We start from the raw sequence: 19,468 nt of genomic DNA, 5'->3' as shown, positions 1-19,468 counted from the left end.
ACCGGCCGACCCGGAGGGATCAGCCCAGCCATCCACCCGAAGGTGCAGGTCGGGACCGGCGGCCGCCACCAGCACCCCGCGTACGACTCCGCCGTCGCGCAGTTCGGTGACCACGGACGTGGCCGGGGGCAGCCCCGCCGTCGAGAACACCTCGCCGTGATCCACGACCGCGCAGCCGCCGGGCGTCCGCTCCAGCGACTCGGGCCACCCCGGCAGCGCCACGGCCACCCCGTGCAGCGCGCGCAGCTCCGCCGCCCGGACCTCCGGCCCGGGAAGATCGGCCCGTACGGCCCGCTTCCGGTCGTACGGGACCCGGTCCGGCACGCCGAGCGCGGCGCGCAGCAGTTCCTCGGCGCGGCGCGCGGCCATCAGCGGACCCGTACCGAGCCAGACGAAGGCGACGGCGCCTTGCTCCAGCAGCCGCGCGGGCCCCCGATCGGCCCGGGTGATCCCCACCTTGACCAGCCCGCGCCCGAACCACGCGAGGTAGACGCGGTAGGGACGGGGGTCGTCGGCGTAGGTATCGGCGGCGACGGACCGGGCGCGGTCCAGGCGCGCGCATTCCTCGCACCGGTCGCTGACGGCGCGCGCCCCGACCACGGCACCCACCGCGCACGGCACCTGGTTCCCGCCGCGCCACACCCCCGGGCATCTGCGCTCCCCGACGACCCGGAACCCCAGCGTCTCGCCGTAACGCAGCACGCGCTGCCGGGTCCGCCCGCCGTCCTGCCATCCCAGCAGGGGCGTTCCCGTGTCCCCGTCCCACCGCACCCCGGTGCACCGCCACGTCACCCTTCGAAAGTAACCCCCACCACTGACATCGGCCCCGGACGAGGCGGTCTTGTGACACCGCGCCGACCCTGTTGCGATAGCGGGGACAGCGCACGGCACGGCCGAGGGGGGTCCGGTGGCGGAGTTGAGGGTCAGCGCGTGGAAACGGTTCGGCCACGACCGGCTGTACGTGAACCTGCCGGACGGTACGTCGGTGGCCTGGCTGGACCGCAGGACGGGTTCCCTGACGGTCACCGATCCCCGCTACCACCAGGCGGCGCTGGCCGCCCTGCGCACCGCGCGGGCCGTCCCCCGTCCCACGGCCCCGCCGCCGAGGGCCCGCCCGAAGGCCCCGCCACGCAGGACCCCGACCGGGCCCGGCACCCCGTCCGCCTCACCCCCGGGACCGCTGTCGCCGGCCCCCGGCCGAGCTGTCCCGCCCCCGCCGGACTTCGCTCCGCCCCCGGTAGGCGTCCCGGCAGCGGACCTGGCGGACAACCTGCCGGGCGCCACGCTGCGGGCGCGGCTGGAGCTGACGGGCCCGAGCCGCCTCGAACGCCTGCTGATCCTGTTACGGCTGCGCCCGGACCGGATGGCGAGCTGGCGGACCGGGCTGAAGGGCGAGCAGGTGGTGGGGGCCGAGCTGGGCAGGCTCGCGCGGCACGGCTGGCGGGTCATCCACTCGATCGAGCTGTCCCCGCACAACGACATGGACCATCTGCTGATCGGCCCGGGCGGCGTCTTCACGATCAACACGAAACGGCACCCCGGCAAGACGGTATGGGTGGGCGACGACATGGCGCGGATCAACCACGGACCGCCCCGCCCCCACCCCCGCAACAGCCGTGCCGAGGCGGAACGGGCCCACCGCACCCTGCGACGGCACTGCCCGTTCCCGTTCGAGGTCCACCCGGTCCTGGTCTACGTGGACACCGAACCCCCGCGGGTCGCCCCCACCCAGCGCACGGTCCGCGTCTACCAGCCCCGCCAGCTGTCCTCCCTGGCCCCCCTGACCGGCACCCTCACCCCCGCCCAGATAACCCACCTCCACACCGTCGCCCGCCACCCCAGCACCTGGCAGCCCCGCTGACCACGGAGAACGACGACGGGGGCGCGGATCACCGTCACCGGCCCACGACCGACAGCCGGTGACGGCAGGCACCTGCACCAGGACAACGCAAAAGGGCCCCGGATACTCCGGGGCCCTCTCACTGCTGCGCACTCGGCAGGATTCGAACCTGCAACCTTCTGATCCGTAGTCAGATGCTCTATCCGTTAAGCTACGAGTGCTTGTGTTCTGTTGTGCTGTGTGCTTCCCCGTCCCGCTTTTCAGCCGGTCGGCGTTGCGGGAACAACATTACATGACCGGCGCCGTGAGGCGAAATCCATTCCGCATCGCTGACCTGACCTGCGGTTTTGTTGATTCTGACCGTACTCGACGGGGTGGGCGGCGAGCCGTCGCGCGGGGGTGTGGGAGCGGGCGGGGCGGGTCGGTGCGGAAGGCTCCGCGCGACGGGCCGACAGGCCGACGGGTCCCGTCTCCGGTGGTCGGCGGTCGGTCCCGGGCGGGTGGCGGATGTGCGCCAGGAGCGCCGGACCGTGGAATGCCTGAAGCCCCGGCCGTGGGGCCGGGGCTTCAGGATCATGTGCGGAGGCGGAGGGATTTGAACCCTCGATGGGCTTTAAGACCCAAACCGCATTAGCAGTGCGGCGCCATAGACCGGACTAGGCGACGCCTCCCGCACAACCACCCGCGCGAGCGCGAACGGTGCGTGCAGATGATGACACAGCCCAGCGGGCTGTCACCAATCGCCCCCTACGGTACTAGGCGGCCCGGCCACAGGGCAAAGCACTTCGGACGCGCCACGGCGGACCACCGGCGGGCGGACCGGAAGGCGGACCGGAGAGCGGACCGGCGGAGCCGCCGGGAGACCCTGCCCGCGCCCCGACCGCGCCCCGCACCCGCCCCGTCCGCCGGTCCGGTCCGCACCCGCGACCACACCCGGCCCATCCGCCAGTCGCACCCGCACCCGCACCCGCACCCACCTCCGCGCCCCGGAGCGACACCGGGCCGCTGCGACCGGCGGCGCGGCGGTCGGCGCCACCGCGGTCCGCAACCCCGTCCCGTCCCGCGCGTTAGACCGGGTGACCCGAACCGCCCCGGACCCCGTCCGCGCAGCCACCCAGGGACCTCGTATGCCGTCGTACCGTCTGCTCCGCTCCGTCTCCGCCGCCTTCGTCGCCCTGTCGGGGCTCGTCGCCGTGCCCGGTACGGCGTCCGCCCTCGACACCGTCCCCCTGCACCGCCTCCTCGGCGAACCCGACCGGCTCACGATCGCGGTGAGCGGCACCGACCGGGGGCTCGACGGGACGTACCGCCTCCGGTGCGGGCCCGCCGGGGGCACCCACCCGGAGGCCGAGGAGGCGTGCGAGCGGCTGACGAAGCTGTCGGAGGGGAACCGTGACCCGTTCGCCCCGCTGCCCGCGGACACCTTCTGCACGCTCCAGCACGGCGGGTCCGCCACCGCCCGGGTCACCGGCCACTGGCACGGCCGGCCCGTCGACGCGAAGTTCTCCCGCACCGACGGCTGCCAGATCCACCGCTGGGACGAGCTGGTGCCGGTCCTGCCCGTCGCGTGACCCCGCCCGGACCCGGCACCCGGCCGGATCGCGTCCGGCACGCGCCCGACGCGATCCGGCCGGGCCCCGAAGTGCTCTCGCGGCGGCCTTCCCTGGTCAGCCCGGGGGCACTTCGCGAGCGCCCGGAACCCGCACACCCTCCGCACGCCGACTCCCCCGCATCCGCCGTCGCGAGCGCAACCCAGGGCCGTAGACTCCCTCCCGTGACACGTCGCGTCCCGCGCGGCAAGATGGCCTTCGCGGCCGGCAAGATGCGGTAACAGGGAGGAAGCGTCTCGTGAGCAGCAGGCCATCCCGAGGCGCTGCTCGCCTCGCAGCCATACTCGACGCGCTCCCGGACGCGTTGGTACTGGTCAACGCCAATGGAACGGTGGTCAACGCCAACACCATCGCGCTGGAGGCGTTCGAAGCGCCGGGCACCGCGCTGGTCGGCCGGGGGCTGCTCGATCTGCTGCCGGAGTTCGACTCACGGCTGATCCCCGGCTCGATGCGGCGGCCGGAGAGCCCCGACCCCCGGGGGCGTACCAAGCCGAAGCGGATGACCGCGCGGCGCACCGACGGCAGCGAGTTCCCGGTCGAGGTCACATCCGCGAATCTGGAGAACGGCCAACAGGCGTACGACGGCCACGGCTACACCGGTGACGAGCTGCTTATGCTGGTCGTCCGCGACCTTTCCGGCACCGTGGACACCGAAGCGGAGCTCGCGCGTTCGCAACGCCAGACCGAGATGATCCTGCGGGCCGCCTCCGAGGGAGTCGTCGGCACCGACCTCGACGGGCGGATCGTGCTCGTCAACCCGGCCGCCGCGCAGATCCTCGGCTACCGGGCCAACGAGCTGGGCGGCAAGGAGCTGCACACCCTCGTCCTGCACTCGCGTGCCGACGGCGAGCCGTTCCCGTACGAGGGCTCACCGCTCGCGGACACCCTCAAGTCCGGTCGCAAGCACCGGGTGCGCGGGCAGGTCCTCTGGTCCAAGAAGGGCACACAGGTCTCCGTCGACCTGACGACCGCGCCCGTACGGGACGGGGACCAGCTCGTCGGCGCGGTCATGACCTTCACCGACCGCCGCCCCTACGACGCGCTCATCGAGGAGAAGGACGGGCTGGTCCGCGACCACGCCTCCGCCCTCGAACGGCTCGACGCGGAGCACGGCGCGGAGGTCGGGCGGCTGGCCGACGAGCACACCGCCGCGCTCGGCGAACTCGCCGAGCGGCACGCGGAGGAGATCGCCACCGAGAAGGACCGGTACGCGGCGCTCGCCGAACGCGAGAAGGACCGGTACGAGGCCCAGGACGCGCGGTACGAGCAGCTGCTCGCCGTGCTCGACGGATCGCTGCGGGGACCGCTGGACGAGCTGCGCCACGAGCTGGCCGGACTCGCGGCCGACGACGCCGGGCAGTTGTGGCCCGAGGCGAACCAGATCCTGCACCACCTCGCGGCCGGGTACTCCCGGATCACCACCCTGGTCGACAACGTGCTGCGGTACCAGCGGCTCGACCGGGGCAGCGAGAGCCTGGCGCGCCGGCCCGCGATGCTCGACGCGGTCGTGGCGGCCGGTGTCGAGGGCGCGGTGGAGCTGATCGGCCCGGGACGCGCCCAGTTCGCGGTGCACGCCCCGCCCATCGAGGCCGAGGTCGACCCGGAGCGGCTGGCGACGGCGCTGGCGCATCTGGTCGCGGATGTCGCGGGCGTCGACTCCACGGGCAACGCCCCGGTCGCCGCGAACGGCTACATGGACTCCACGATCGTCGTGGCCGCCGCGCAGCGCGGGGAGGGCGTCCGCATCGAGGTGCGCGGACCCTACGCGGGTGGTGACCCCGTCCACGAGCCGATCGTGCGCGGCATCGTCCGTGCCCATGGCGGGGTGCTCCAGACGCACGAGGTCCCCGGGATGAGCGGCAGCGCGTACGTCCTTGAGGTGCCGATCGGCGGCGGGGCCGGTGCGATGACCGGCGCGCGGCCCGGTACGGACCGGTCTGCCGATGCCGACGGCCAGGACGCGTACGCGGACGGTCCCGACGCGTACGCGGGCGACCAGGACTCGTACGGGGATGACCAGGACTCCTACTCGGGTGACCAGGACGCCTATCCCGACGGCCGGGGCGGGTATCCGGACGGCCAGGGCGGGTACGCGGGCGGTCCTGACGGCACCGACGGGTCCGGTACGGACGGTGAGGGGACCCGTGGCGGGCGGCGCGCCCGGCGGGGCTCGACGGACGCGTTCCTGGAGGGCTTCCGTCCCGTGGGTTCCACGGGTCAGGCCGACTTCGGCGACGACGGCACGGAGGGCGGCGCCGACGGTGCCGCCGGGGCGCCCACCGGACGGCGGCGCGGCCGGCGGGCCGATGAGCAGACGGCGGACGCGGCGCCCGAGCCCACCGGGCCGGTGCCGCCCGCCAGGGCCATCGGAGCCACCGCGGCGGGCGGCGGGAACGGTACGGGCCGCAGGCGCGGACGGCCGAGCCCGGCCGAGGGCGCCGTGGTGGCGTCCGGCGAGGCCGGTCCCCCGGGACCCGCGGGGCTCGGGCAGGTGCCGCCCGGCGGCGTACCGGTCGATCAGGGCGCGGCCGAGCGGCGGACCGGGCGGACGGCAGGTCCGTCCCGACGGCGGGCAGATGGCGTTGCCCGCCGGTCCCGGCGCGGGTCCGCGGAACGCGTACGGCCAGGGTGCGGGCGCTCCGGCGCTGCCCTCCGGGGCACGGCCCGTCGATCCGGCGGGCATGCCCCGGGGCGGGTCCGGACAGGTCCAGCAGGACGGACGGCGGGCGCGGCGGGCGTTGGCACCCGCGAACGAGCGGGGCGCCGCGGCGGACGCGGGCGGCGGTCCCCGGTCCGCCTTCGCGCTGCCTCCGGCGGAGGCGGACCGGGCCGTGCCCGGCGCTGCCGCGCGGTACGCCCACGGCGGTCAGGGCCAGGCAGGCGAGGCGGCGGCCGGTCGGCCCGGCTTCCCCGGCGGGCACGGGCAGTCGGGCCCGGGCGGCGGTCCTCCCGGACCGTTCCCGAGGTCGCTCCAGGGTGGCGGCCACGAGCCGGACGCACATGGGCGGGTCGGACGGGTCGGCCCCGACGGACACGGTCAGGTACCGCGCGCCGGCGGGTTCGCCGGAGGCGGGGCGCAGCGGCCGACCGCGCCGCACGACCCGGTCGCCGACGAACACACCCCGCCCCAGCCCCACCCCACGGAACAGCCCACCGGTCGCCGCAGGGCCATGGGCGCGGGAGCGGGAGCGGGCGCGGCGGATTCGCGGACAGGTCCGTCGACGGGTCCGGGCGGCCCTGGCGGTGCCGGTCATGGCATGACCGGAGCCGGGATGCCTGACGGTCCCGCGATGCCTGGTGGCGGACCGGGTGCGCCCGGTACGCCTGAGGGGACCGAAGTACCCGGTGGACCCGGCGTACCGGCCGTACCCGGTGGACGCGGCGGTCCCGGTGCTGCCGCCGGTGCCCCCGTCTCCCCGCAGGGCGTACCGCCGCAGCCGGTGCCCGTGCCGGGTGGCGCGCCGCAGGGGCACCCCGGTCAGGGGGCCGGGGCGAACGCGCCCGCGCACCATGCCGCCCCCGGCTTCCCGCACGCGGAAGCCTCTCCGCAGGGCGTTCCCGGTGCGGGCACCCCGCCCGACGGGTTCCCCGCCCAGGGCGCGCCCGTCGGTGCCCCGGGCCATGCGCCGCAGGGGCAGTTCCCCCCGCCGCCGCAGGTCCCGCCCGCGCGGGCCGTCCCGCGTCAGGGTCAGGCCCCGTACCCCGGCGAGACCCACCCGGCGGGCACCGACGGTCAGGGCATCCCGGCGCAGGCCGGACCGCCCCAGCCGCCGCGGCCTCCGCATTCCCCGCAGGCACCCCAGCAGCTTCCGCAGAGGCGGACCGGGCAGACCGGGCAGACCGGGCAGCAGCGGGACGGGTCCGGGCAGCAGCCAGGGGTTCCGCACGGCGGTCCCGTTCCTCCGGCGCGCGCGGGCCGTCCCGGTCAGCCCGGTCAGCCTGCCCCGGCCGACCCGCACGGGCAGCCGACGAACCAAGCTCCGCCCGCCCGGCCCACCACGGCCTGGGGGGGCGGTCCCGTGCCCGGTGGACCGCTGCCTCCGCAGCGGATGGCCGCGCAGGACGGACAGCCCCAGGGTGTCCACCCGGACGGCACCCCGTACGACCCGGACTCCACCCAGGGGCGGGCCTTCAGCGTGCGCACCCTCGGGCAGGGCGTACCCGTGACACGGCCCGCCGGTGATGCGCAGGGCGGCTCCGGCGGCCAGGGCTCGCTCGGTGGGGGCGCCGGAGGTTCGGGGCGGCGGCGGAAGCTCGGCACCCGGCCGGACACCGGTCCCGAGCAGCCCGAACCGACGGCACGCCCGCTTCCCGTACCGCCGCAGCAGGCACCGGGGCGGCAGCCCGGGCCGGGGTCCTCGTCCCAGGCGCGGCTCGCGGCCGCGACGGCCGGGGCCGGCCGGTCGTACGCCATAGGGGCGCCGGACCAGGACGCCGACGAGGGGCCCGAGCCGCTGGACGGTCCGGGCGGGGCGGTGGAGGTCTCCGACCAGCCGCATCCCCGGCCGATGGACGACGAATTGCCGCCGGAGCCGCTGGACAATCCGCGTCGGCTGCTGGTGTGGCCCGCCCCGGACGTGAGCACCCAGCAGGCGTTGAGCGACCGTGGCTACCGTCCGGTGATCGTGCACTCGCGTGAGGAGGTCGACGCGCAGATCGCCGCCTTCCCGGCCGCGCTGTTCGTCGATCCGCTGACGGGACCGATCACCCGGACCGCGCTCCAGTCGCTGCGGACGGCCGCGGTCGCCGCCGAGGTGCCGGTCCTGGTCACGGCCGGGCTCGGTCAGGCGACACGGGAGGCCGCGTACGGCGCCGATCCGGCTGTGCTGCTCAAGGCCTTGGCCCCCCGGGACAGCGAGCAGCATCCGCCGCGCGTCCTCCTGATCGAGGAGCACCCCGAGATCGCGCTCGCGCTGACATCGACGCTGGAGCGGCGCGGTATGCAGGTCGCCCAGGCCGCCAACGACGCGGACGCGGTGGCCCTGGCCTCGCAGATGCGGCCGAACCTCGTGGTGATGGATCTGATGCAGGTCCGGCGCCGACGCGCCGGGATCGTGGACTGGCTCCGGGCGAACGGCCAGTTGAACCGTACTCCGCTCGTCGTCTACACCGCCGCGGTCGACCGGACCGAACTGCCGCGGCTCGCCGCGGGTGAGACCGTGCTGTTCCTCGCGGAACGGTCGACCAGCCCCGAGGTCCAGGACCGCATCGTGGATCTGCTCGCCCGGATCGGCACCAATTGAGTTTCACGTGAAACGCCCGGGTGGGTGTGTTTCACGTGAATCACACCCACCCGGGCGTACCGGACGGATGATTCACGTGAAACACGCGACCGTCGGGCCGGGTCAGAGCTGGGTGACGTCCAGACCGCCATCCGCGTACTGCTTGCGGATGACCTTCTTGTCGAACTTGCCGACGCTCGTCTTGGGCACCGCCGCGACCAGGCTCCATCGCTCCGGCAACTGCCACTTGGCGACCTTCCCCGCGAGGAAGACGCGGAGCGTCTCGAAGTCGGCGGTGGCGCCTTCGGCGAGGACGACCGTGGCGAGGGGACGCTCGCCCCACCTGTCGTCGGGAACGGCCACGACCGCGGCTTCGACCACCTCCGGGTGGGCCATCAGCGCGTTCTCCAGCTCCACGGAGGAGATCCACTCGCCGCCGGACTTGATGACGTCCTTGGCGCGGTCGGTGAGGGTGAGGAAGCCGTCGTGGCTGATGGTGCCGACATCGCCGGTCTTCAGCCAGCCGTCCTCGCTGAACTTGTCGGCCGGTCGCTGCGGCTCCCCGCCGGGCCCGCCGTAGTACGCGGCGGCTATCCAGGGGCCGCGTACCTCCAGTTCCCCGGCGGACGCGCCGTCCCAGGGCTGGGTCCTGCCGTCTGGCCCGCGAAGCCTCGCCTCGACACCGCTCGGGAACCGGCCCTGGGTGACGCGGTAGGCGAACTCCTCGTCGGTGCCGACCGCCGCGGCCGGGGGCCGTGCGGTGGTCCCGAGGGGGGAGGTCTCGGTCATGCCCCAGGCGTGGCAGACGCGCATACCGAGCGTGTCGAACGCCTCCATCAGCGCGGGCGGGCAGGCCGCGCCGCCGATGGTGACCTGGGCGAGGGAGGAGACGTCACGGGGGCGGGCGGTCAGCTCGGCGAGCAGGCCCTGCCAGATGGTGGGGACGGCCGCGGCATGGGTGGGGCGCTCGGACTCGATCATCTCGGCGAGCGGGCCGGGCTGGAGGAAGCGGTCCGGCATGAGCAGGTTGACCCCGGTCATGAACGTCGCGTGGGGAAGACCCCAGGCGTTCACATGGAACTGGGGGACGACCACCAGGCTGGTGTCCGCGTCGGTCAGCCCCATCGACTGGGCCATGTTCATCTGCATCGAGTGCAGATAGACCGAACGATGGGAGTAGGCGACCCCCTTGGGATCACCCGTGGTCCCCGAGGTGTAACACATCGCGGCGGCCTGCCGTTCGTCCAGCTCCGGCCAGTCGTAGTCGGCCGGTCTGCCGGCTATCAGCTCCTCGTACTCATGGACCCGCTGAGCGACACCCGCGAGGGCGGAGCGGTCGCCGGGGCCGGAGACGACGACATGCTCGACGGTCTTCAGATGCGGCAGCAGCGGTACGAGCAGGGGGAGCAGCGAACCGTTGACGATGATGACGCGGTCGGCGGCGTGGTTCGCGACCCAGACGAGCTGTTCCGGGGGGAGCCGGAGGTTCAGGGTGTGCAGGACCGCGCCCATGGACGGGACGGCGAAGTACGCCTCGACGTGTTCGGCGTTGTTCCACATGAGTGTCGCCACCCGGTCGTCGTCCTGGACGCCGAGTTCGTCGCGCAGCGCGTGGGCCAGCTGAGCGGTCCGCTCCCCGACCTCGGCGAACGACCGCCGGTGCGGTTCGGCTTCCCCGGTCCAGGTGATCACCTGGGAGGAACCGTAGATCGTCGCCCCATGGCGAAGAATCCGGGAGATCAGGAGCGGTACATCCTGCATGGTGCTCAGCACGGGGGCCTCCGGAGTGGGTACGGCGGTGCGGTGCGGGTTCCAGCCTGCGGGCGTGGTGCGGAATGTGCGCGGTGCGGCTTCCGGCCTGCGGGGCATGGTGGGGATGTGCGCGGTGCGTGTCGCGATTCTGCGGCCGTACCGGGCGGTATGTCACTACCCGCCGGGACACTTGTCCGCCCGGTACGGCATCGGCCTCCCACGTACGCCCGAGGTACGACCCAGGTATGACCGCGGATCCGGGGGGAGCTGTTCGGGGCATGGGTGCGGGAGCGGGCCGGGGGGTACGGATGGGACGGCGACACGGGGTTCAGGGGCAGGCCGACGGCCCAGGAGCGCTCTTCGGACGGCGCGGTACCGGCTGCCGACCCCGGGTCGGGGTTCTCAGGGCTGTACCCCGAGGGGGCGTGCACCGGTCTCCACCTCCAGTAGGTGGGGGCACCACCGCTCCTACAACCTGAGGCGGACACGGCTTCGGGACCTGCGGCCGATCCGCTGAGGCGGGGGTCGAACCTAGCGTGTAGCCATGACCGCAACCATCGCGCCTATCTGCACCAGCGCATCGACACACGTGGCACCGATGACCACGGTTCACGCGGCCCCGACCCGGGTTCCGGGCGTGACACCGTCCGGCACCACGACCTCGGTCCCGGCCCAGGGCGGCTCGGCCCCCGCTCCGGCGACCCATCTGACGTACCCCTCTTTCGCCTCGTACGTCCGCGCCCGCGGGCCGGTTCTGCTGCGTACCGCCAGGTCGCTGACGGCGAACCCGAGCGACGCCGAGGACCTGCTCCAGACCGCCCTCACGAAGACGTATGTCGCGTGGGACCGGATCGTGGACCACCGCGCCCTCGACGGCTATGTACGCCGCGCCCTGGTGAACACGCGGACGTCGCAGTGGCGCAAGCGCAAGGTCGACGAGTTCGCCTGCGAGGAGCTGCCCGAGCCGGAGACCGTCCCGCTGAGCGACCCGGCGGAACAGCAGGCGCTGCGGGACGCGATGTGGCGCGCGATCATGAAGCTTCCGGCCCGCCAGCGGGCCATGGTCGTACTGCGGTACTACGAGGATCTGAGCGAGGCCCAGACCGCGGCGGTGCTCGGTGTGTCGATCGGCACGGTCAAGAGCGCGGTGTCCCGTGCGCTGGGCAAGCTGCGCGAGGACCCCGAGCTGATCGCGGCCTGACAGCCGACCGCCGCCGGTCCCCCGCCCGGCGCGGCCCGACAGCCGATGCCGCAGGTCCCGCCCCCGCCCGGCCCAGTTCGGCGCGCGGACCGGTCCCGTGCCGGACCGGATCCCGTCGCCCCGCCGGGTAGGCCCATGTCCGCTGTCAGCCGTCAGTTGTTCACGGGCTCGGCGGTTCGCCGCTGTCACGACCAGGGAACGGGCGTCGTTCGCACAGCCGCCCTACGTACGCGCACCCGTGCCCGATGCACCGCCCCGGACGCAGAAACGTCTGTGCGGCGGTGCCGAAGCACCGCCGCACAGATGATCACGCCACCCATGGAGCCGCCGTCGCGAGACGGACCCGACCTAGAAGCTCACCTCACCCCGGAACGGATTCATCGGGGCGGACCGCTCAGAAGAGGTCGACGAAGTTGACCGCCACGGACTTGTGGGACTGGTCGATCGCGGTGAAGGCGGAACCGTTCACCTGCGCGGTGCTGTTCAGGTTCGAGGCGCCGTCACCGACGGCCTGCTGCTGCGTGGTGGAGGAGTTGCCGAGGTTGTGGCCACCGACACCACCGCCGGAGATGGCCGCCACGGCGGCGTTCGATCCGTCGTTCGCGAAGGACCCGTTGTCGGCGACGGCCGTACCCGAGAAGAGGGCGGCGGCCAAGGGCAGAGCGGCGGCAGCGGCGACAACGCGGGCAGTACGGATACGTGCCATTTCCATGTCCTCCATAAGAAAAGTACGGGCCGGTGCGGGCACCGGAAAGTACGTCTGTACCCGGGCAGTTGGCCGGCTGCCGCAGGTGGATCACAACGTCGCGAGACCAGAGTTGCCCAGCGGATGCCCGGCGAACCAGGCGGGAAGACCTGATTCCCTCGCAAGCGTGAGGACAAGTCGATAAACACCCTGAGGGGCTCAAACCCCTCGGAACGCCGACCTCTGCCCTGAAAACCCTTGGGACACAACAGACGAAGCGTTTCCGCACATTCTTGGAGAATCGTTACACCTCACCCCACCGCCACCTCGGCCCCGAACGTCCGTACGGAACACACGGGATCAGCGTGGATCGGCTGGGGATCAGCGCGGGATCAGCCTGAGACCACTCGGGATCAGCTCGGGATCAGGGCGGCGATCTCCCCGGCCGTCCAGTGCCCGGCCGCCCCCGGCGCCGCGGCCAGATAGCGGGCCACGGTGTCCGCATTCCACGCGCCGGTCTCCAGGAGTCCGGCGGCGAGATGCCGCAGATACGGGGCGGACGGCTTCGTCACCTCGACCTCGCGGGCGCGCCACGGCGCCGTGAACGTCAGCACCGGGACATCGTCGAGGTACCCGGGGCAGACCAGGGTCTCGTAGCGGCCGGGCCCGAGCGCGGCCCGTCCCGTGGTCAGCACCTCGGTGAGATCGAGGTCCGTACCGGGCGGTCGGTACATCTCCTGGGCCGCCACATCGGAGAACTGCCCGGCCGTGACGAGATGGGCGCGCCCCCACAGCACGCCCTCGGCTTCCGGGTCGTGGAAGGCCCGGCCGCCGGTCCAGGTGGGCGAGAGGGTCGCGAAGTACAGCGCGCCCGGCATCAGCACCGGGACGGACCGCTCCGGCGGGCGGGGGTCACGGCACCCCGGACAACCGCGCGCGGTTCCCGGCGGCCGTCCGCCGGTGAGGTAGTACCGGAACCGCTCCATGTTCATGTTCGACCCGTACGACGCGTACCAGACCCGGGGGACCGGCACGTCGGGACGGGCCGGACGCGCGGTCGGACGATGGGCGCGGCTCATGGTCACTCCCGGCACCGGCTACGCGCAAGGGGTGCCCCTGGTCCGGGACACCCCTTGTACGCGGCTACTTCTCTGACCTCTGCGGAGACGGTGGGATTTGAACCCACGGTGACATCGCTGCCACGACGGTTTTCAAGACCGTTCCCTTCGGCCGCTCGGGCACGTCTCCCCGTGCCGCCCGGCGGGGGCGGCGCGGGGACAAGAGTAACGGGTCAGCCGCTGTCGCCCTTGCGCTCACCCAGGACGAGGTTCGCCGTGCGCTCCTTGCCGTCGCGCTCGTAGGTGATTTTGACCGAGTCGCCGGGCTGGTGGGTCCAGATCTCACCGATCAGGGTGGGGCCGCTGTCGATCACCGTGTCGTCCAGCTTGGTGATGACGTCGCCGGGCTGAAGGCCCGCCTTGGCCGCCGGACCGTTCGGGGAGACCGGGTCCGAACCGCCCGCGCCCTCCTGGGTGATGGTGGCGCCGCCGCCGCTCTCCTGGAGGGAGACCGAGGCGCCGATGACCGCGTACACCGGCTGGCCGGTCCTGATGAGCGTCTGGGCGACCTCGGTGGCCTGGTTGACGGGGATGGCGAAGCCGAGGCCGATGGAGCCCGCCTGGCCCGCGCCACCGAGGCCGCTGCCCGCGGACTGGATCGCGGAGTTGACGCCGATGACCGCACCGCGCGCGTCCAGCAGCGGACCGCCGGAGTTGCCCGGGTTGATCGACGCGTCGGTCTGGAGGGCGCTCATGTACGACGCCTTGCTGTTGCCGCCGTCGCTGGAGGCCACCGGGCGGTCCTTGGCGCTGACGATGCCCGTGGTGACCGTGTTGGACAGGCCGAAGGGCGCGCCGATGGCGATGGTGGAGTCGCCCACGGCGACCTTGTCGGAGTTGCCGAGCGGCAGCGGCTTCAGGTCCGAGGGCGCGTTCTTCATCTTGAGGACGGCCACGTCGTACCCCTGGGCGCGGCCGATCACCTCGGCGTCGTACTTCTTGCCGTTGGAGAAGGTCACCGAGAGCTGACCGCCCTCGGCCGCGGACGCCACCACATGGTTGTTGGTGAGGATGTGGCCCTGCTTGTCGTAGATGAAGCCGGTGCCCGTGCCGCCCTCGCCTCCGCCGCCCTTGGCGTCGATCGTGACGACGCTGGGCAGCGCGGTGGCGGCGATGTTCGACACGGTGCCCGGATCACGCTTCAGGTCCGCGGGGGTGTCGGACGCGGAGACCGTCGTCGAGTCCACGGACTCGTCGTTGCGCTCGGCCGCCCAGTAGCCGACCCCGCCGCCGAGGGCGCCGGCGAAGAGCGCCGCGGCGGTCACGGCCGCCAGCAGGCCGCCGCGGCGACCGCCGCGCGGCTTGTGCTCCGCCGACTCGTACGCCGCTCCCCAGCCGCCCGCTCCGCCGGCGTCCGCGTAGGTGGGGACCGCCGGAGGGGGCGGCGGGGGCCAGGCGCCGACGGGCGGCGGTACGGCGGCGTGCGGCGCCGCGTACGGGTCGCCGCCGGGCGGGGCGAGGCCCGGGGCGGGCGCGGGGGCGCCCTGGGTGTGCTCGTGGGCGCCGGGTGTACCGGGTGCGCCGCTGGTCGCCAGCACCGCGGCCCGTCGCTCCGGCGCTTCCTGGTATCCGCCGGGGGCGCTGTCCTGAGGGACGGCTCCCGGGTGGGGCGCGTCGGCGTACGGGTCCGCCGGGTACGCGCCCGGCGGAGGCGTCTCCTCCGCCCCGCGTGCGGGGGGCGTGTCGGGCCGGGGCGGAAGGGTCTCGCCCTGTGCCGGTCCGGCCGCCTGGCTGTGGGGCGCTGGAGCGGGGGAGCCCGATGGCGGCACGGGAGGTGCGGACGGGGCCGGGGGTACCGGGTTGCCCTCGTTCTCGGTGCTCACAGCTGCTCTCTCCTCGGTCCACGCCTCGGTCGGCGGTCTGGTCCCGCGCCTGGTGACCCACGACCGGTGACGGTCGCGTACGGTCCGCGGTCGACGCGGTGTCCTGACAGCTTTTCCCATGGGCCGTCAGGGCACCATAAGCCGATCCTGTGCGTACGATGACATTCTTTATGCCGGACATTACGGACTGACCGTCGGACGTCCCCCAGGCGGACGAGACGACGTCCTCCACGGACACCTTCCCCGCTCCGGTGGCACCATGACTCGGTGACCCACGCACGGCAGCACGAGACCCGACGCCCCATCCAGGTAGTGGCCCACCGGGGCGCCTCCGAGGACGAGCCGGAGCACACCCTGGCCGCGTACCGGAAAGCCATCGAGGACGGCGCCGACGCGCTGGAGTGCGATGTCCGCCTCACGGCGGACGGCCACCTCGTGTGCGTCCACGACCGCCGGGTCAACCGTACGTCGAACGGCCGCGGAGCGGTCTCCGCCCTCGAACTCGCCGATCTCGCCGCCCTCGACTTCGGCTCCTGGAAGCGCAGCTCGGCGGGCCAGGAGGGCCCCGGCTGGGAGGAGAGCCCGGACTGGGAGGCGAACCCGGACCGCCCCGGCGCCACCGGGCCGGGGACCGCTTCCGTCCTCACCCTGGAGCGGCTGCTGGAACTGGTCACGGACGCCGGACGCCGGGTGGAGCTGGCCATCGAGACCAAGCACCCCACCCGCTGGGCCGGTCAGGTCGAGGAGCGGCTGCTGGCGCAGCTGGGACGGTTCGGACTCGACGCCCCGCGCGCGGGGGACGACTCCCCGGTCCGGATCATGAGCTTCTCGGCCCGCTCGCTGCACCGGGTCCGGGCCGCCGCTCCCGCGCTGCCGACGGTGTACCTCGCGCAGTTCCTGACCCCGCGCATACGGGACGGACGTCTTCCCAGGGAGGTGCGGATCGCGGGACCCTCGATCCGCATCCTGCGCAACCACCCGGGTGCCGTGGCGAAGCTCCGGGGCGCGGGCCACCAGGTGCACGTCTGGACGGTGAACGAGCCCGAGGACGTGGAACTCTGCGTCGGTCTCGGGGTCGACGCGATCATCACGAACCGGCCCAAGCAGGTGCTCGCACAGCTCGGCCGGAGCTGATTCCCGTCACGGGGTGTGCCCCGGCGCGTTCACTGCGTGTCCGACCTCCACGAGTGCGTCACAGGAGTCCCGCGGACCGGTTTCCGGTCCAGTCCATTGGGGCATCCAAACGGTGGCGTGGGGCGAAGGAGGTCTCGGGGGTGGCATTTGTGGTGGCACAAGAAGTGCCCACGTCTTCGAGCATGGCCGTACCCCATGGCCCTGCGGGCGTGGGAATGGCGAGGCGCCGGATGCGGGGGCAGTTGCGGGGCGGCGGAGTACCCGAGCAGGTGGTGGACGATGCAGTCCTGATCCTGTCGGAACTGCTCAGCAACGCGTGCAGGCACGGTCGGCCGCTGGGCGACGCCCTCGCGGGCGACGGCGATGTCCGGGCCGCGTGGCGGATGGACCCGTCCGGGCGGCTGACGGTCGAGGTGACGGACGGCGGTGGTCCGACCCGTCCGGTTCCGGCGACGCCCTCGGTCACCGCGCACGGCGGCCGTGGGCTCAACATCATCACCGCCCTGGCGGACGACTGGGGCGTACGGGACGACGCACGCGGTGAGATGACCGTCTGGGTCGTGGTCCGCGACCATCAGGACGATCGTCCCGATGTCCCGGACCGTCGCGGTGATTTCGCTACGCGCGTCACATCACCGCAGGTCACGGCGATCCCCGAGTTGGACTTCGGTGGCGCCGTCGACGAGCACGCATGAGCGGGCGGGATCAGACGGCCCGGCCGTCCGGACCCCCGGCCGAGCCCTGAGGACCGTCCCCCGCATCCCCGCGCGGTGGCCCGCCGGAGGCCCGTCGCCTCCGGAATCGCCGGGTCCGCCGGGTCCACCGGGCGCGCAAGATCCGCCAGGTCCGCCAGATCCACCGGGTCCGCACAGCCTCGGTGGGTCGGCGGAACGGTGCGCGCCGTAGGACATGCAGGACATGACACGTAGGGCATGACACGCACGGGATGGCCGCGAACGCGCCGCTTCGCGTTCGCACGCCGTCCCGGCGGCACCCTCCGTACGTCGCTACGTATGCCGCTCCATATGCCGCTCCGTATGCCGCGACTCCCGCGTGCCGTCCGGTGATGCCCGTTATGCCGCCCCGGTGCGCCCGCGGGCCCCGTACGGCAGCCGCAAGCGTCACGCCCGATCGGGCGTGTATCGCGCGCTCCGCGAACGTCCGACGCGATCGGTCTACGCGCGCTGCGCGGTCCACCGGTCCCCCGCGCGCGTACCCCCGCTACGCCAGTCGCGGCCGTACCGTCCACCCCGCGCCGTAACGGTCCGCACGGTGGAACGCCCGGTCGGGGGTGGCGTCCGCCCCTGCGGAGGGACGCACTCCATGTCCCGGCGGACCGTCCTGGCGCGGGCCCGGGTCAGGGGCGGGCCGTCACTGTCAGTGGGAGCGGATAGGGTCGACGCACACCAGACCAGCCCTGAGCGGGAGACACGCACGATGGCCAAGAAGCGCCCCCAGACCAAGGCCAAGCCGCGATCCGCCGGTGCCGGCGACAGGGAGATCCCGGTCGTAGGTGCCCGCGAGCCCTGCCCGTGCGGATCGGGCCGGCGCTACAAGGCGTGCCACGGCCGCGAAGCGTCCCACGCGGCGACCGAGCTGGTGCAGCGGCCCTTCGAGGGGCTGCCCGGCGAGGCGGACTGGGTGGCGCTGCGCGAGCTGGTCCCGGCCGCCACGGTGGAGTTGACGCTCAAGGGCGGGCTCCCCGAGGGCGTCCCCTCGGTCACCCTCGCCACGGTCCTGCCGATGGCGTGGCCCGCGCTGCGCCGTGACGACGGCTCGGTCCTCCTCGGTGTGCAGAACGACACCTCCTCGGGTGACCTCAGCCGGGATCTCGCGGACACGCTCCAGCGTGCGCTCGACGTCGCGCCGGGCACTCCCGTGCAGGGCCGCCGGGTCCCCGTCGACGGGCCGCGCCTCCAGGACCTGATCGCGGCGGACAGCGCCTTCGAGCCGGTCGTGCACCCGGGCTTCGAGTTCTGGGTGCAGGACGCGGGGAACGCCACCGCGGAGGTCACCGCGTCCCTGGAGCGGGCCAACGAGGCCGCGATCCCCACGGTGAAGCTCACCGGTGTGGACGCCGCGTACTGGTGCGAGACCCCGGACAAGAACCATCTGCGCTGGGTCATGCCGTACGGCGAGGACGAGCTGCTCGACGCGCTCGCGCGGCTGCACGCCGCCGGGACCTCGTCGCTCGGCGCGGACACCCGCCTGGTCGGTTCGTTCCGGGCGCACGGGCTGACCGTGCCGGTCTGGGACCTGCCCACGGGCGCCACCGCCGAGGATGTCGAGAAGCCCGCCGCGGCGTTCGCCGAGCGTCTGACCGCCGCGCTCGCGGTGGACACGCCGCTCACCCCGGAGGAGCGCCGCGCGCGCGGAGGGCTCACCAACCGTCAGATCACCCTGAGCTGATCCCCTGATCCCCTGAACCGCTGAAACTGCTGGACCGCTGAACCGGGCCGCAGGGGACCGGGTCCCGTGGACCGGGCCCGTGCGACCGGGGCCGACCGCGCCCGTGCGCCCGGGGCCGGAGGGCACCGGGTGCGGTGGGCCGGGTCCGGTGGGCCGGGGCTCCGCAGAGGTCCGACCTTCCGGGCCCGCGCCACGGTCCCGTCGGCCCCCCGCCCCGGTCCGCACCGCGCCGCCCGCCGCGCCCGGATCACCTCCGGACGCCCGCGCGGGCGCAAGGCTCCGGCCAACCTCGGGCGGGCCGGACCGCGGTCGGACGGCCGCGGAGGAACCGTCCGATGCCGCCCCTTCCGGGCCCGTCGGCATACCCCCAGCTCCGGTGGACGGCACACCGCGCAAGGCCGATCGGGTACGGCCCGCAGCAGCGCTGTCGCCGGTCCGGGCGGTCGCCACGAACTGACCGGCCGGTCAGCAAGGAGGGCGGGTGACTCCGGTCACAACTGCCCGCGTGGAAGCCTGAATCGCTGTCCGAATAGGCGAGATCGAATTTGCTAACCGCCGATCTCTTGTTACCGTTCTGGTAGCCCGGTTGCTGGTGCATCCCCCGTCGCCAGCAACCGGGCGCTTCCATGTCCGCGGTCCCGCGCCCCGCGCGCCGGGCGACTCCCACCGCCGAC

The 19,468-nt window shown here is 73.6% G+C and carries 10 protein-coding genes, 3 tRNA genes and 2 pseudogenes; 7 read left to right on the top strand and 8 right to left on the bottom strand.

Features of this window, described 5'->3' with window-relative positions:
• Nucleotides 1-27: 27 nt before the first annotated feature.
• Nucleotides 28-792 (bottom strand): annotated as a pseudogene (locus tag OG711_RS20690) (DUF2797 domain-containing protein); the annotation flags it as partial.
• Between the two features lie 115 nt (nucleotides 793-907).
• Here OG711_RS20690 and OG711_RS20685 point away from each other — a divergent pair.
• Entirely contained in the window at nucleotides 908-1,861 is a 954-nt protein-coding gene (locus OG711_RS20685; protein ID WP_329560013.1) for a nuclease-related domain-containing protein, read from the top strand.
• 127 nt (nucleotides 1,862-1,988) lie between these two features.
• On the opposite strand, the gene OG711_RS20680 is transcribed toward OG711_RS20685, so the two are convergent.
• Both OG711_RS20680 and OG711_RS20675 read right to left on the bottom strand, forming a co-directional pair.
• Nucleotides 1,989-2,061: transfer RNA gene (locus OG711_RS20680), tRNA-Arg, on the bottom strand.
• A gap of 359 nt (nucleotides 2,062-2,420) precedes the next feature.
• Nucleotides 2,421-2,511: transfer RNA gene (locus OG711_RS20675), tRNA-Ser, on the bottom strand.
• Between the two features lie 456 nt (nucleotides 2,512-2,967).
• Here OG711_RS20675 and OG711_RS20670 point away from each other — a divergent pair.
• Both OG711_RS20670 and OG711_RS20665 read left to right on the top strand, forming a co-directional pair.
• Nucleotides 2,968-3,411, top strand: coding sequence for an SSI family serine proteinase inhibitor (locus OG711_RS20670; protein ID WP_073787410.1), 444 nt, complete (start codon nucleotides 2,968-2,970; stop codon nucleotides 3,409-3,411).
• Between the two features lie 277 nt (nucleotides 3,412-3,688).
• Nucleotides 3,689-8,693: pseudogene (locus OG711_RS20665) on the top strand (PAS domain-containing protein).
• Between the two features lie 102 nt (nucleotides 8,694-8,795).
• Here the strand turns inward: OG711_RS20665 and OG711_RS20660 are convergent.
• Nucleotides 8,796-10,433: a long-chain fatty acid--CoA ligase gene (locus OG711_RS20660; protein ID WP_329563936.1), complete on the bottom strand. Its 1,638-nt coding sequence runs from the start codon at nucleotides 10,431-10,433 to the stop codon at nucleotides 8,796-8,798.
• A gap of 535 nt (nucleotides 10,434-10,968) precedes the next feature.
• Between OG711_RS20660 and OG711_RS20655 the strand changes: the two genes are divergently transcribed.
• Entirely contained in the window at nucleotides 10,969-11,625 is a 657-nt protein-coding gene (locus OG711_RS20655; protein WP_329560012.1) for a SigE family RNA polymerase sigma factor, read from the top strand.
• A 394-nt stretch (nucleotides 11,626-12,019) separates the two neighbouring features.
• Here OG711_RS20655 and OG711_RS20650 read toward each other — a convergent pair whose 3' ends face one another.
• The 4 genes from OG711_RS20650 to OG711_RS20635 form a co-directional block, all read right to left on the bottom strand.
• Complete coding sequence (locus OG711_RS20650; RefSeq protein ID WP_073787408.1) at nucleotides 12,020-12,331, bottom strand: hypothetical protein; 312 nt, start codon at nucleotides 12,329-12,331, stop codon at nucleotides 12,020-12,022.
• 392 nt (nucleotides 12,332-12,723) lie between these two features.
• Entirely contained in the window at nucleotides 12,724-13,389 is a 666-nt protein-coding gene (locus OG711_RS20645; RefSeq protein WP_329560011.1) for a histone deacetylase, read from the bottom strand.
• An 82-nt stretch (nucleotides 13,390-13,471) separates the two neighbouring features.
• Nucleotides 13,472-13,558 (bottom strand) — tRNA-Ser (locus OG711_RS20640).
• Nucleotides 13,559-13,601: 43 nt separating this feature from the next.
• Nucleotides 13,602-15,251 carry a S1C family serine protease gene (locus OG711_RS20635; protein WP_266517642.1) on the bottom strand — a complete coding sequence of 550 codons (1,650 nt, stop codon included), beginning with the start codon at nucleotides 15,249-15,251 and terminating at the stop codon, nucleotides 13,602-13,604.
• Nucleotides 15,252-15,518: 267 nt separating this feature from the next.
• On the opposite strand from OG711_RS20635, the gene OG711_RS20630 reads away from it, so the two are divergent.
• The 3 genes from OG711_RS20630 (at nucleotide 15,519) to OG711_RS20620 (ending at nucleotide 18,794) form a co-directional block, all read left to right on the top strand.
• A complete protein-coding gene (locus tag OG711_RS20630) occupies nucleotides 15,519-16,385 on the top strand; it encodes a glycerophosphodiester phosphodiesterase (RefSeq protein WP_073787376.1) in 867 nt (288 codons plus the stop codon).
• Between the two features lie 53 nt (nucleotides 16,386-16,438).
• On the top strand, nucleotides 16,439-17,080 hold the full coding sequence (locus tag OG711_RS20625; RefSeq protein ID WP_329560010.1) for an ATP-binding protein: 642 nt from the start codon (nucleotides 16,439-16,441) through the stop codon (nucleotides 17,078-17,080).
• 742 nt (nucleotides 17,081-17,822) lie between these two features.
• Nucleotides 17,823-18,794, top strand: a complete 972-nt coding sequence (locus OG711_RS20620) for a DUF5926 family protein (RefSeq protein WP_073787372.1) — start codon at nucleotides 17,823-17,825, stop codon at nucleotides 18,792-18,794.
• Nucleotides 18,795-19,468 lie beyond the last annotated feature (674 nt).

The sequence above is a fragment of the Streptomyces uncialis genome (assembly GCF_036250755.1).
Taxonomy (GTDB): Bacteria; Actinomycetota; Actinomycetes; order Streptomycetales; family Streptomycetaceae; genus Streptomyces; species Streptomyces uncialis.
Note: the sequence above shows the minus strand (reverse complement) of the source record. Positions and strands in the feature narration are given on the sequence as shown.